Genomic DNA, 13,101 nt, shown 5'->3' on the forward strand with positions numbered 1-13,101 from the left:
AAACGCTCAGAAATAAAAAAGTAGCTGCTATTTTGCTCAAAATAGCAGCTACTTTCTTCAAAATATCAATTCGATTTGTCCAAATCTCAATTTCTTTTAAAATTGCTTTCTATTTTTTATCTTAAATTTTGTAATATTTTTCTTATAAATTCTTCATTTGACTTTGTTTGGGAAAGCATACTTATAATTCTCTCTGTGGTTTCTGCTGTTCCAAAGTTAGAAAGTGCTCTTCTGATAGCATCAACAGCTGCTTTTTCTTCTTCAGACAGCAAAAGTTCTTCTCTTCGCGTCCCTGACTTGTTTATATCAATAGCTGGGAATATTCGTTTTTCAGAAAGTTTTCTGTCAAGGTGCAACTCCATGTTGCCAGTACCCTTGAACTCTTCAAATATAACATCATCCATTCGTGACCCTGTTTCAATCAATGCTGTTGCAAGGATAGTAAGACTACCACCTTCTTTAAGGTTTCTTGCAGCACCAAAAAACTTTTTAGGTTTGTGAAGAGCGTTCGGGTCAAGACCGCCAGAAAGTGTTCTGCCAGAAGGTGGTTCAACCAAGTTATAAGCACGTGCAAGCCTTGTCAAACTATCCAGCAATATGACAACATCTTTTTTACACTCAACAAGTCTCATAGCCCTTTCTAAAACCATTTCAGCAACCTTTATGTGGTGTTCTGGAGTTTCGTCAAATGTTGAGTAATGTATCTCTGCTTTTATTGAATCCTGCATATCAGTGACCTCTTCAGGTCTTTCATCGATGAGCAGTACAATCAAATGCAAATCATCATAGTTTGTCAGAATACTATTTGCTATCTTCTTTAATAGTGTAGTTTTACCTGCTTTTGGCGGTGCTACAATTAATCCTCTCTGGCCTCTTCCAATTGGCGCAATAAGGTCTATGAGTCTTACCGCTAAATCCTTAGGCTCATTTTTATTTTCCAAAATTATTCTTTTGTTTGGGAAAATAGGGGTAAGGTCTTCAAAAGGAGTGCGTTTTGCAACTTCTTCTGGTTTCATATCGTTGACGCTCTGAACATACAAAAGTCCCGCAAACTTTTCATTTTCTTTTGGAAGTCTAATGGGACCTCTAATCTTATCACCCGTTTTGAGATTGAATTTTCTGATTTGAGATGGTGAAACATATATGTCGTTTGGGCCAGGTACAAACGAATCGTCGCGCAAAAATCCGTAACCGCCACCGCCACCAGGCTCATAAATTATTTCCAAAACTCCTTCTCCTATGCCGCCTATCTCCACTTTACCTTCAAGTTCTTTTAATTCTGGTGGAATTTCTATCTGCATCTTATCCTCTCTTTTTTCTTCTTTTTTAGGTTTTAATTCTATTACCTTACTCTCTTCTTTTTTCTCCTCATTCAAACTAACATCTGCAGGCTTTTCAGTTTTTTCTTCTTCTTTTTGTGTGTCTTTTTGTGTGTCCTGCGACAAAGTTTGCACTTTTATGTTATCTTCTTCTTTATTTTCCATTTCACTTGGTTTTAGCTCTTCCTTTTCCTCAGTCTCTTCAAGCTTTGATTCTTGCTCCTCGCTCTTTAATTCAAAAGTCTGCTGAACTTCTGCAGTTTCTGATTTCTTTTTTCTTCCTCTTCTTCCTTTTTCTTTTTTACCTATGTCCTCAAGAACTGTCGCATCTTCTTCTGAACTTCCCAGAAAATTTTTAATAGCTTCCATCAATTCACCTTTTTTGAGCAGAGAATATTTTTGAATACCCAGACTTTTTGCTATTTCTCTAAGTTCAATAATAGACTTTCCCTTTAAAAACTCATCAAGTGACCCAGGCACTCTTTTCCCTCCTTGTACACTAATTTCTCATTTCTTGCACTTATATTCTATTAACTTCTGTCTGGGGAAGTTAATTGCAAGAGATGACGTTTAACCTGACACCTTTTATTTTAAAAGTCCAACACTACTTTGTCAATAGTGACATTGTTAACAGAAAATAAAGCTTCAGATTTCAACAGTGAGAATGAGAAAATAAAAAATCAGAGTTAGGCAGTAAAATTTTACCTAACTCTGCTCTTGACCCTTTACATACTTAACATAGACAAAATCCTTGATGTAAGCTCATCATCATTCAGATACAGCCGCGCAACCTTTTGTTCCATTGCCTTTTTTGCAACTGCTAAAGCCACTTCAAAAGCCACTCTTTTGTTAAAAGGCTTTGGAATTACATAATCTTCTGAAAGTTCTTCCTCTGCAATCTTAGCTATAGCCTCTGCAGCTGCTATCTTCATCTCATCTGTTATCCTTGTTGCCATGACATCAAGCGCTCCTCTAAAAATACCTGGAAATGCCAATACATTGTTGACCTGGTTGTTAAAATCAGACCTTCCTGTGCAAACAATTCTCGCTCCTGCCTTTTTTGCAATATCTGGCATAATCTCTGGTATCGGATTTGCCATTGCCATCACAATTGCATTGCTTGACATTTTCTTAACATCATCTTCACTCAGGACATTTGCAACAGAAAGACCAATAAACACATCAGCACCTTCAATTGCTTTTTTAAGAGAACCATTTATTCCTTCTCTATTAGTAATCTTTGCTATTTCTTCTTTATACTTGTTCATATCTTCTTCTCTTCCTTCATATATGGCACCGTGCTTATCGCAAACAACAATATTTTTTGCTCCATACTTTAACAAAAGCTTTGCAGTGGCAATTCCAGCAGCACCAGCACCGTTTATGACTATTTTGACCTCTGATATTCTTTTTCCTACAATTTTAAGAGAATTTATCAAAGCAGCTAAGGCTACTACAGCAGTTCCATGCTGGTCGTCATGAAACACAGGAATATCAAGACTTTCTATAAGTCTTTCTTCAATCTCAAAGCACGCCGGTGCACCTATATCCTCTAAGTTTATTCCTCCAAATGATGTTTCAATAAGCTTTACAGTCTTTACAATCTCATCAACATCCTTTGAAGCTATACATATGGGGAATGCATCAACTCCGCCAAACTGTTTAAACAAAATTGCCTTGCCTTCCATAACAGGCAAAGAAGCATGTACACCGATGTCTCCCAAACCCAAAACAGCCGTGCCATTTGTTACCACTGCAACCCAGTTGGACTTAGATGTATACTCATACACAAGAGATTTATCCTTTGCAATCTCTCTGCAAGGTTCTGCAACACCAGGTGTATAGTATATACTGAGGTCGTGCTGATTATCTACACTAACTTTGCTTTTGAGGGCAATCTTTCCCCTATGCTTTCTGTGAAGCTGCAGTGCAAGCGTTTTTATGTCCATTCTTTTATTTTCTCCTCTCACATTCTTTTTGTGGATACAAACTCTAAATTTTTTAGCTATCAAGCTGTTCTCTCAACTTTTTAATATATTCAGCTATAATCTTTTCCTTTCCCATCTCGGTTGGAAAATAGTATTTTCTGCCAACAAGCTCATCAGGTAGATATTGCTGCAAAACCCAGTGATTTTTATAGTCATGAGGATACAAGTACCCAATGCCATGTCCGAGCTTTTCTTCTCCATGTGCTGCCATTCTAAGATGCATGGGAATGCTTTTTATACTCACATTCTTAGCATCTTCCAATGCTTTTTCAATTGCCAGATATGCGGAGTTGCTTTTCGGGCTGCATGCAAGATATATTGTTGCCTCAGCCAAGATAATTCTTGCCTCGGGCATTCCCACAAATTCGCATGCCGTTGCTGCAGAAACTGCGATTGTGAGTGCCATCGGGTCTGCCAAGCCAATGTCTTCTGCTGCCAATATTATAAGTCTTCTTGCGATAAACTTTATATCCTCTCCACTGTCAAGCATCTTTGCCAAATAAAACAGCGCTGCATCCGGGTCAGAACCTCTCACACTTTTTATAAAGGCAGAAATGGTGTCATAGTGCATATCTCCTGTGGCATCATAAATAGCCGTTTTCCTATTTGAAAGATTTATGACAGATTCCTGGGAAATATAAATCTTGCCGTCATCGCGAGCTTGCGAAGAATACACCACAGCTTCTAAGATGTTCAAAGCAACTCTTGCATCTCCACCTGAGAGCTTTGCTATGAGCTTTTTAGCATCCTCTTCTATTTGGATATTCAGCTCACCAAGTCCATTTTCTTTATCCGAAATTGCTCTTTCAATAATCTTTAATATATCTTCCTCTTTAAGTGGAAAAAGCTCAAATACCAAAGACCTTGACACAAGCGCTTTATTGACTTCATAAAAAGGATTTTCGGTTGTTGCCCCAATCAAGATTATTATTCCTTCTTCTACAGAAGGCAAAAGTGCATCCTGCTGAAGTTTGTTAAACCTGTGTATCTCGTCAATAAAAAGAATAGTCTTTCTACCTGTTTGAGAAAACTCAATCTTGGCTTCTTCTATAATCTTCTTTATATCGTTTACACCTGCAATTGTAGCATTTATGGTTTTGAAAGTCTTGCCTGTAGCGTTAGCAATCACATGTGCAATTGTAGTTTTCCCAGTCCCAGGCGGCCCATAGAGAATTATTGAAGTAAGTCTATCGTTTTTAATTAAGTTATAAAGAGGTTTACCCGGGCTTAAAATATGTCCCTGTCCTACAATTTCCTCAAGACGTTTAGGTCTGAGCTTGTAAGCAAGAGGTGATTCTTTCTTCAACCTCTTTTCACCAAGATATTGGAAAAAGTCCATTTTAATTCACCTAAGCTTATTCATCAAATTCTTTATACAAAGGATGTTTTTCGCAAAGAGCTTTCACCCTACTCAAAATATTCTCTTTGGTATCAGAATTTGTCAGGGCATCATGGATGATATCTGCAACTTCAATCATATCTTCCTCTTTAAACCCTCGGGTTGTGACAGCCGGTGTTCCAAGTCTTATCCCGCTTGTTATCATTGGACTTTGAGTATCAAAAGGAATTGCGTTTTTGTTACATGTTATATTGTGCTCATCCAATATCTTTTCGGCATCTTTCCCTGTGATGCCTTTATTTCTCAAGTCTACCAGCATCAAATGATTGTCTGTTCCACCGCTTACAAGCCTGAATCCTCTTTCGATAAGTCTTGTGCTCAGAGCCTTTGCATTTTTTAATATTTGAACCTGGTAGTTTTTGAACTCTTCTGTCATAGCTTCTTTGAGCGCAACAGCTTTTGCAGCTATTACATGTTCAAGCGGTCCACCTTGAATGCCAGGGAAAATAGTCTTGTCAATCAGTTTTGCATACTTCTCTTTGCAAAGAATAAGACCACCACGTGGACCTCTGAGGGTTTTGTGTGTTGTGGTTGTAACAAAATCAGCATATTCAACAGGTGATGGATGAAGCCCTGCAGCAACAAGTCCAGCAATATGAGCCATATCTACCATCAAATAAGCTCCAACCTCGTCAGCTATCTCTCTAAACTTCTTAAAATCGATTACTCTTGGATACGCCGATGCTCCTGCCAAGATAAGTTTTGGTCTGTGCTCCTTTGCAAGTCTTAAAACTTCATCATAATTAATTGTCTCTGTTTCAGGGTCAACCCCATATGATACAATATTGTAAAGCTTTCCGGAAAAATTCACAGGACTACCATGAGTCAGATGTCCACCATGCGAAAGATTCATTCCAAGAATGGTATCGCCCGGATTTAATACTGCAAAATACACAGCCATGTTCGCCTGTGCACCTGAGTGTGGCTGGACATTGGCATGTTCAGCTCCAAACAGCTTTTTAGCTCTTTCAATTGCGATAGACTCAACAATATCGATATATTCGCAGCCACCATAATATCTTTTTCCTGGATATCCTTCTGCATATTTATTTGTCAAAGGTGAACCCATTGCTGCCATTACTGCAATTGAAACAAAGTTCTCAGATGCAATAAGTTCAATTTTATTCTGCTGTCTTTTAAGCTCACTCTTTATTGCCTCAGCTATTTCTGGGTCTGTGTTTTTTACTAAATTGTAAAAATACATTTTCATCTCCCTTTCCGAATATTTTATTGTAAAGGTAGTCGAACGTTCATACCTTATGATTATACATCAATTTCTTCTTTGTGTATATTATATTTTAGCCTAATTTTAAAAGTCAACCATTTGAACATATTTGTGCACAAAGTTAAATGTTCACATATTGACACAAATACTATATAATCTTACTGTGAAAAATCAAGAGGATGGGGGCTATCTTTCAGAAATGATGAACTCAAAGCAGCTTATAGAAATTGCGCTCTTAGCAGGTGAGATAATGCTCACAAACGGTGCTGAAACGCACAGAGTGGAAGATACAATGGTTCGGATATGCTTAAAAGGAAAATTAAAACTTGCCGAAAGTTTTGTAATACCAACAGTAATTGTTGCAACAGTTGCAGATGAAAATAATAATCTAATTACCGTATCAAAAAGAATTAAAAGCAGAACAATTGACCTTAATAAAATTTCACTTGTAAATCAGTTTTCCCGCGATTTTCAAACCCATGAATACACTTATGAACAAGCAATTGAAATCTTGAACAAGATTAAAAATAAAAAAGGATATTCTTCTCATTTGCTACCATTTGCAGCAGCGCTTGTGTGTTGTTTTTCAACAATTTTGTTTGGAGGGAAACTTAGAGATGCAATTTCAGCTTTTTTTGTAGGTTTTGTCACTCAAACCATTTTGAATTTTATGAATTCCAGAAATTTTTCTTATTTTATCTCTTACATCATTGGAGGAGCTATAACTGCCTCGATAGCTATCATAACAGTAAATTTCAATATAGGTGTTCATTTAGATAAAATAATCATTGGTTCTGTGATGATAATGACACCAGGTGTCGCAATTACTAACGCAATAAGAGACACAATTGCAGGTGACCTTCTATCCGGTGTTGCAAGAGGAGTTGAAGCTTTTTTGATAGCCGTGTTTATTGCAACAGGAGCTGGTATTGCACTCAGTCTTTTTAGATAAACACCAAAAGGAGGAAAAATGTTGGAAAGAAGTTTGTTGTTACAGCTAACTTCAGCATTCATTATAAGTTTTTCTTTTGCCATCCTTACAAATTCCCCACGCAAAAGTTTGCTATACTGTGGAATAAATGGAATGTGTGGCTGGCTTGTCAATTTACTTCTGCTGCGATTTGGATTTTCTCAAATTTTATCCGTTTTCTTCGCAGCACTTGCCATAAATGTGCTGTCAGAAATATTTGCAAGATTTCTCAAAAATCCTGTACCAATTTTTCTTATCCCGGGACTGATACCGCTTGTACCAGGTGCTGGCATGTACAATACAATGATAGCACTTCTCAAAAGCCAGTTTGAACTTGCTATCAAGACGGGCATGCAAACCCTTTTGATTGCAGGTTCAATTGCAGTTGCGATAATGATTGTAACATCTTTTAACTGGGTGTTCAAGGCCTTTCAAAGAAAATCATAAACTTATAAATAAAAATAAAAGAAAGCATAAGCCACTTGCAAATGGTTTATGCTTTCTTTTATTTTGCTTTTCTTGAGTATGTGACGTTCAGTGCTTCTTTTCGTGAAAGTGAAAGTCTGCCAAGCTTGTCAATCCCTATTACCTTTACAAGCACCAAATCACCAACTTTTACAACCTCGTCTACAGACTTTAATCTTCTCTCATCTAACTGAGATATATGCACAAGTCCTTCTTTTCCAGGATATATTTCAACAAATGCACCATACGATGCAGTTCTTGTTACCTTGCCAAGGAAAAACTGACCAACCTCAATCTCTCGACCAATTCCCTCAATCATGCTTATTGCCCTGTTACCAGAGATATCATCAGGTGCTGCAACAAATATTCTTCCATCGGGTTCTATATCAATCTTTACGTTTGTTTCAGCGATGATTTTATTTATCATCTTTCCACCAGGTCCAATTATATCTCTAATCTTTTCAGGGTCAACTGTAGTTTTGAATATCTTTGGAGCATAAGGTGAAAGCTCGTTTCTTGGCTTGTCAATTACAGTTTGCATAAAATCCAAAATTTTAAGCCTTGCTTCTCTTGCCTGGTAGAGTGCCTTTTCGATAATTTCTTTTGTAAGTCCATGGATTTTTATGTCAAGCTGGATGGCAGTAATACCTTCTCTGGTTCCTGCCACTTTAAAGTCCATATCTCCAAAGAAGTCTTCTATACCTTGAATGTCAGTAAGTAAAATAAAACTGCCGTCGTCTTTTGTAATAAGGCCGATAGAAATTCCTGCAACAGGCGCTTTAATTGGCACACCAGCATCCATAAGCGCAAGAGTACTGCCGCATACACTTGCCTGTGACGTTGAACCGTTAGATGTCAAAACCTCAGATACAAGTCGAATGGTGTAAGGGAATTCATCCTCCGAAGGAATAACAGGTTCAAGTGCTCTTTCAGCTAGTGCCCCATGTCCTATCTCTCTTCTTCCTGGACCTCTTACAGGTTTTGATTCACCTGTAGAAAATGGTGGAAAGTTATAATGATGCATATACCTTTTTGCCTCTTCTTCTTCAAGACCGTCTAAAAATTGCATCTCACCTTTTGTACCAAGAGTAGCAACTGTCAAAACCTGAGTGTAACCTCTTTTGAACAGCGCAGAACCATGTGTTCTTGGCAAAATACCAACCTCAGCATAAAGAGGTCTTATCTCGTCAAACTTTCTGCCATCAGGGCGTTTTCCTTCCTCTGCAATCATTTTTCTGACAATCTCTTTTTCAAGGTTATAAAGAGCATCATCTACAAGTAAAAGAGTTTCTTCTGTCTCACCTTCAAAAGCCTTGAACACTTCTTCTTTGAGCTCATCAAGCTTCTTATCCCTCTCAATCTTGTCGGGTATCTGCACATACTGGTAAACCTTGTCGTATGCAATCTCACGTACCTTTTGTTTTATCTCATCAGGCACAATCCTCTTTTGATATTCCATCTTAGGTTTTCCAACTTCTCTTACTATTCCCTCAATAAACTCAACAATCTTCTTTATCTCTTCCTGTGCTGTCATGATAGCCTCAAGCATTATATCTTCGGGAACTTCTTTCGCACCAGCTTCTATCATCATCACTCTGTCTTTTGTCCCCGATACAACAAGGTGAAGCTTGCTCACTTCTCTTTCTTTTGCCGTCGGATTTATGACAATCTTCCCATCCACATACCCAACAAGCACAGAACCAGTCGGTCCTTCAAATGGTATATCAGAGATTGACAGTGCAACAGATGAACCAAGCATTGCGAGAACATCCGGTGGATTGTCAGGATCAACTGACAATACTGTGGCTATAACAGAGACATCATGATAAAAATCCTTCGGGAAAAGCGGTCTTATAGGTCTGTCTATTAGCCTTGCAGAAAGAATTGCTTTTTCAGAGGGTTTGCCTTCTCTTTTTATAAATCCACCTGGAATTTTACCAACAGAGTACAACCTTTCTTCATAGTCAACTGTGAGCGGGAAAAAGTTTATACCTTCTCTGGGTTTTTCAGAAGCACATGCAGTGACAAGCACAGCTGTGTCACCATATCTTGCAAGCACAGCCCCGTTTGCCAAAAGAGCGTATTTTCCAATCTCAAAGCTGAGCTCTCTTCCCGCAAGTTCCATTTTGTAAATTTTACTCTCCAATCCTTACCACCTCTTTCTAAAATAATGGAGCGGAATAATACCGCTCCACTTATTCTGCCAATTATTTTCTCAGTCCTAACTTTTCTATAAGCTCACGATACCTGTTGATGTCATACTCTTTGAGGTAATTGAGAAGTTTCCTTCTCTGACCTACCATCTTCAAAAGACCTCTTCTTGAATGGAAGTCCTTTTTATGAACCTGAAGGTGTTCATTGAGCCTGTTAATTCTTTCTGTCAAAAGCGCAATCTGTACCTCTGGAGAACCCGTATCAGATTCATGAAGCTGATACTTTTTGATTATTTCTTCTTTCTGCTGTTTTGTGAGCATCTTTTTACACCTCCCTTTCCTCCAAAAATGCCTGAATCTTTGTCAAAGGCTGGGAGCATCCTTTGACAATGACTCAGGTTAGCACATAGCATATTGTAGCAAAAATCTTCGCTTATGTCTATATACTTGCTTTGCAAAATAAAGCTTTTACGTACTCAACATCTTGCGCTATTTGGTTTTTGAGCTCATTTATATTCGAAAATTTTTTCTCTTCACGTACAAAATCGATAAATTCTATTTTAACTTGCTTGCCATACAAGTCCTTATCAACACCCAATACGTGTGTCTCTATCTTTATATTTTCTGAGGCCGAAACAGTTGGGTTTGTGCCCACATTGGTTATGGAAAGATACCTCTTATCATCAATAATTGTATTTGTGACATATACACCTTTTTTTGGCACTATCTTTTCTTTATCAAATTTTATGTTAATGGTTGGAAAACCCATCTTTTTCCCTAACCTGTTACCTCTTTTTACAGTACCACTAATGAAAAAGTGAAAGCCAAGCATGCAATTTGCAAGTTTTATGTTCCCCTCAAGTATTAACCTTCGAATAAGAGTGCTGCTCACAATGTGCTCTTGGTACATCACCGGGTCAATCACTATACACTTTCGACCAAACTGGTGAAGTTTTTCACACAGATACTTGCTATCTCCCTCTGCCATGTATCCGAACGTAAAGTCATACCCTACAACTACCACTGATACATTTAACTTATCAATTAGAATTTCCTCAATAAACCTATCTTTATCCATCTGCATTATCTTTTTATTAAATTCTATAAAATACACATCATCTATGCCATAATTTCTGAAAAATTCTAATCTTTCCTCATTTGTAAGTATATACTTTGTATCAAAACCAAGAAGGTTGTCAGGATGATTTTTAAAAGTAAAAACAACTTTTTTTATACCGCTGGCATTTGCATTTAAAACCTCAAACAGTTTTTTATGACCTATATGAAAGCCGTCAAAAAATCCAAGGGCAACAGCAGGGCTATCGTATCTTTTTTCTACAATCTCATAAACATTCATCTGCAGTTTCCACCTTTAAAATATATTTGAATACATCCTTTTCTCTTTTGTAGATAAAGACAGCCTTATCAACCCAAATTTTATAAAAGTCTGCAAATGCAGTGTCAATATCTATAATATCTTCTATGTCCTGGTTTACAAGTGGATTTCCATTTAAAACCTTCTTATATGTTTTTCTGCCTACTTTTATCTCATTTTTAAATAGCCTGCACAAAGGAATTATACTTTCTGCCCTAATATCACTAAGTAACACTGCATCTTTTAAATCAAAAAAACCGCTTCTTATCCTTCTTAGTTCAGAAAGCAGACCTACAGTAGAAAGACTTTCTGCAATCTTTTCAGCCAAACTTCTTATATACGTTCCGTGGCTGCACTGAACTTTAAATTCAAGATACGGATATGAAAAGTTGATTATCTCTATATTATATATGATACTCTTCACCTTTGGAATTTCAATATTTATTCCTTTTCGTGCATACTCATAGAGTTTTTTACCTCTCAGTTTCTTTGCAGAAAAAATTGGAACATCAAGCTCAATTTCTCCTTTTAAATTTTTAAAACATTCTTCTATTTCTTTTTTTTCAACAATCACATTATTTTTTTCTTTGATTTTACCAGTTATATCAAGCGTATCAGTCCTTATACCAAACTGCATTGTTGCTATATATGTTTTTTCCTGGCTTGTAAAGAGAGAAGAAAGCTTTGTAGCCTCCCCCAGCAAAATGACCAAAAGCCCTGTTGCAAACGGGTCGAGTGTTCCTGCATGCCCAGCTTTTACATTGAATACTTTTCTTACAAATTCAACAACATCATGTGAGGTAATACCTACTGGTTTGTCAACAAGCAAAACTCCATTCATCTCAGATCCCTTTTTAATCTTTTTAGCAGGTTTTCCTTTACCGCCTCTAAAGAAGCATTTTTACTTGAAAACCCAGCTGCCCTGACATGTCCGCCTCCGCCAAATTCCTTGGCAATCTGGGCACAATCAAAATAGTATTTGGACCTTAAACTCACTTTTATTTTGTCTTCTTCTTCAATAAATATTGCAGCTACTTCAACATCTTCGATGTTTCTTGCAAAATTTATAATGTTTTCTGTCTCATCTCGAGATGCACCATTTTTCTTTAGCATCTCTCTTGTCACTGTCAAAAAGGCAATCTTGTTTCCCTCAAAAAGCTCTAAAGTCTGCAAAACATCTTTCAAAAGATTGAACTTTGAAAGGCTCATCTCATCAAATACCTTGTTAATGATATACACAAAGTCAATCCCAGTATTTATTAAATCACCTGCAATCTGATGGGTTATTGAAGTAGTGTTTGAATATTTAAATCCTCCTGTGTCAGTAAAAATACTTGTATAAAGACAGGTTGCAATTTCCCTGTCGTTGTCAATGCCCATCAGTTTGACAATCTGGTATATAATCTCACCTGTTGCAGCAGAAGAAGAGTTTATATAATACAAATCCCCAATTCCTTCACTTGTCACATGATGGTCTATATTTATTAGCTTTGAATAGCAATTTTCTATATTCTCAATCCCTGTCCTCTCAAGTTCGCCTGTATCAAGCAGGACAAGAACATCAAATTTTTCATCAATTCTGCCTACCACCTCTATTTTTTCTGCTGCAGGCAAAAACCTCAAATTCTTTGGAACATTATTTTTCAAGAACATTCTTGCATTTTTACCTTTTCTTTTAAGTGCAAGATAAAGTGCAAGCATAGAACCGATACAATCCCCATCAGGATTTTCGTGCGAGACAATAGCAATCGAACCTGATTCTAAAAGCTGCTGAATAATCTTGCTCTCTATCAATTTTCTTCTTCACCTTCACTTTCCTCAATGTTTTCATCTTCTTTTGAAATATTTAGTTGATTCAAAATCTGGGAAATTCGCGCTCCATACTCAATGGAATTGTCAAGTTCAAATGTTATCTCTGGGGTAAACCTTAAACTTATCCTTTTTGATATTTCCCTTCTAATATATGGTTTTGCATTTTCTAACGCTTTCATTGTACTTTCAACCTTTTCTTTGTCCTTGTCAAATATGCTAACATAAACCTTTGCATGCCTCAAATCCTTGCTCATATTCACCTTTACAATGCTTATAAGCTCTGCACAAAGGCGAGGATCTTTGAGATCATGTTGAATTATATCGCTCAGTTCCTTTTTTATTTCTTCAGAGACCCTATCTGATCTTTCAAACTGCATACTTTCTCCCTCACCTCT

12 protein-coding genes are annotated in these 13,101 nt (G+C 37.1%); 2 read left to right on the plus strand and 10 right to left on the minus strand.

Translation table 11 applies throughout. The features are described 5' to 3' along the window. Positions 1–116: 116 nt before the first annotated feature. The 4 genes from rho to OTK01_RS08390 form a co-directional block, all read right to left on the minus strand. Complete coding sequence (gene rho / locus OTK01_RS08375) at positions 117–1,799, minus strand: transcription termination factor Rho (protein ID WP_029228214.1); 1,683 nt, start codon at positions 1,797–1,799, stop codon at positions 117–119. A gap of 245 nt (positions 1,800–2,044) precedes the next feature. After that, the gene (locus OTK01_RS08380; RefSeq protein WP_029228213.1) at positions 2,045–3,268 is read right to left on the minus strand and encodes an NAD(P)-dependent malic enzyme; all 1,224 of its coding nucleotides are present in this window, start codon (positions 3,266–3,268) and stop codon (positions 2,045–2,047) included. Between the two features lie 52 nt (positions 3,269–3,320). Then, entirely contained in the window at positions 3,321–4,646 is a 1,326-nt protein-coding gene (locus OTK01_RS08385) for a replication-associated recombination protein A (protein ID WP_029228212.1), read from the minus strand. A 16-nt stretch (positions 4,647–4,662) separates the two neighbouring features. Then, entirely contained in the window at positions 4,663–5,910 is a 1,248-nt protein-coding gene (locus tag OTK01_RS08390; RefSeq protein WP_013432365.1) for a serine hydroxymethyltransferase, read from the minus strand. Between the two features lie 220 nt (positions 5,911–6,130). On the opposite strand from OTK01_RS08390, the gene OTK01_RS08395 reads away from it, so the two are divergent. Both OTK01_RS08395 and OTK01_RS08400 read left to right on the plus strand, forming a co-directional pair. Continuing rightward, positions 6,131–6,883 carry a threonine/serine exporter family protein gene (locus OTK01_RS08395; RefSeq protein WP_029228211.1) on the plus strand — a complete coding sequence of 251 codons (753 nt, stop codon included), beginning with the start codon at positions 6,131–6,133 and terminating at the stop codon, positions 6,881–6,883. An 18-nt stretch (positions 6,884–6,901) separates the two neighbouring features. Further along, on the plus strand, positions 6,902–7,348 hold the full coding sequence (locus tag OTK01_RS08400) for a threonine/serine exporter family protein (protein WP_013432363.1): 447 nt from the start codon (positions 6,902–6,904) through the stop codon (positions 7,346–7,348). A gap of 58 nt (positions 7,349–7,406) precedes the next feature. Here the strand turns inward: OTK01_RS08400 and OTK01_RS08405 are convergent, their stop codons facing one another. The 6 genes from OTK01_RS08405 to rbfA all read right to left on the minus strand — a co-directional run bounded on the left by OTK01_RS08405 (position 7,407) and on the right by rbfA (position 13,083). Beyond that, on the minus strand, positions 7,407–9,512 hold the full coding sequence (locus tag OTK01_RS08405; RefSeq protein ID WP_013432362.1) for a polyribonucleotide nucleotidyltransferase: 2,106 nt from the start codon (positions 9,510–9,512) through the stop codon (positions 7,407–7,409). A 61-nt stretch (positions 9,513–9,573) separates the two neighbouring features. Further along, entirely contained in the window at positions 9,574–9,840 is a 267-nt protein-coding gene (rpsO, locus tag OTK01_RS08410; RefSeq protein ID WP_013403556.1) for a 30S ribosomal protein S15, read from the minus strand. Positions 9,841–9,958: 118 nt separating this feature from the next. Then, a complete protein-coding gene (locus tag OTK01_RS08415) occupies positions 9,959–10,876 on the minus strand; it encodes a bifunctional riboflavin kinase/FAD synthetase (RefSeq protein WP_013432361.1) in 918 nt (305 codons plus the stop codon). Then, positions 10,863–11,735 carry a tRNA pseudouridine(55) synthase TruB gene (gene truB / locus OTK01_RS08420; protein WP_013432360.1) on the minus strand — a complete coding sequence of 291 codons (873 nt, stop codon included), beginning with the start codon at positions 11,733–11,735 and terminating at the stop codon, positions 10,863–10,865. The genes OTK01_RS08415 and truB overlap by 14 nt, the downstream gene beginning before the upstream one ends. Beyond that, positions 11,732–12,688 carry a DHH family phosphoesterase gene (locus OTK01_RS08425; RefSeq protein WP_013432359.1) on the minus strand — a complete coding sequence of 319 codons (957 nt, stop codon included), beginning with the start codon at positions 12,686–12,688 and terminating at the stop codon, positions 11,732–11,734. Before OTK01_RS08425 ends, truB begins: the two co-directional genes overlap by 4 nt. Next, the gene (rbfA, locus tag OTK01_RS08430) at positions 12,685–13,083 is read right to left on the minus strand and encodes a 30S ribosome-binding factor RbfA (protein WP_013430588.1); all 399 of its coding nucleotides are present in this window, start codon (positions 13,081–13,083) and stop codon (positions 12,685–12,687) included. The genes OTK01_RS08425 and rbfA overlap by 4 nt, the downstream gene beginning before the upstream one ends. Between the last annotated feature and the right edge of the window lie 18 nt (positions 13,084–13,101).

Origin of the sequence: Caldicellulosiruptor acetigenus (genome assembly GCF_026914305.1) — a bacterium.
GTDB classification, from domain to species: Bacteria; Bacillota; Thermoanaerobacteria; order Caldicellulosiruptorales; family Caldicellulosiruptoraceae; genus Caldicellulosiruptor; species Caldicellulosiruptor acetigenus.

Excerpts from the sequence above, each read along its gene's own strand:
- OTK01_RS08385 (WP_029228212.1), bottom strand. The coding sequence starts at position 4,646 with ATGGACTTTTTCCAATATCTTGGTGAAAAGAGGTTGAAGAAAGAATCA.
- rbfA (WP_013430588.1), bottom strand. The coding sequence starts at position 13,083 with ATGCAGTTTGAAAGATCAGATAGGGTCTCTGAAGAAATAAAAAAGGAA.
- OTK01_RS08390 (WP_013432365.1), bottom strand. The coding sequence starts at position 5,910 with ATGTATTTTTACAATTTAGTAAAAAACACAGACCCAGAAATAGCTGAG.
- truB (WP_013432360.1), bottom strand. The coding sequence starts at position 11,735 with ATGAATGGAGTTTTGCTTGTTGACAAACCAGTAGGTATTACCTCACAT.
- OTK01_RS08395 (WP_029228211.1), top strand. The coding sequence starts at position 6,131 with ATGATGAACTCAAAGCAGCTTATAGAAATTGCGCTCTTAGCAGGTGAG.
- OTK01_RS08415 (WP_013432361.1), bottom strand. The coding sequence starts at position 10,876 with ATGAATGTTTATGAGATTGTAGAAAAAAGATACGATAGCCCTGCTGTT.
- OTK01_RS08400 (WP_013432363.1), top strand. The coding sequence starts at position 6,902 with ATGTTGGAAAGAAGTTTGTTGTTACAGCTAACTTCAGCATTCATTATA.
- rpsO (WP_013403556.1), bottom strand. The coding sequence starts at position 9,840 with ATGCTCACAAAACAGCAGAAAGAAGAAATAATCAAAAAGTATCAGCTT.
- OTK01_RS08380 (WP_029228213.1), bottom strand. The coding sequence starts at position 3,268 with ATGGACATAAAAACGCTTGCACTGCAGCTTCACAGAAAGCATAGGGGA.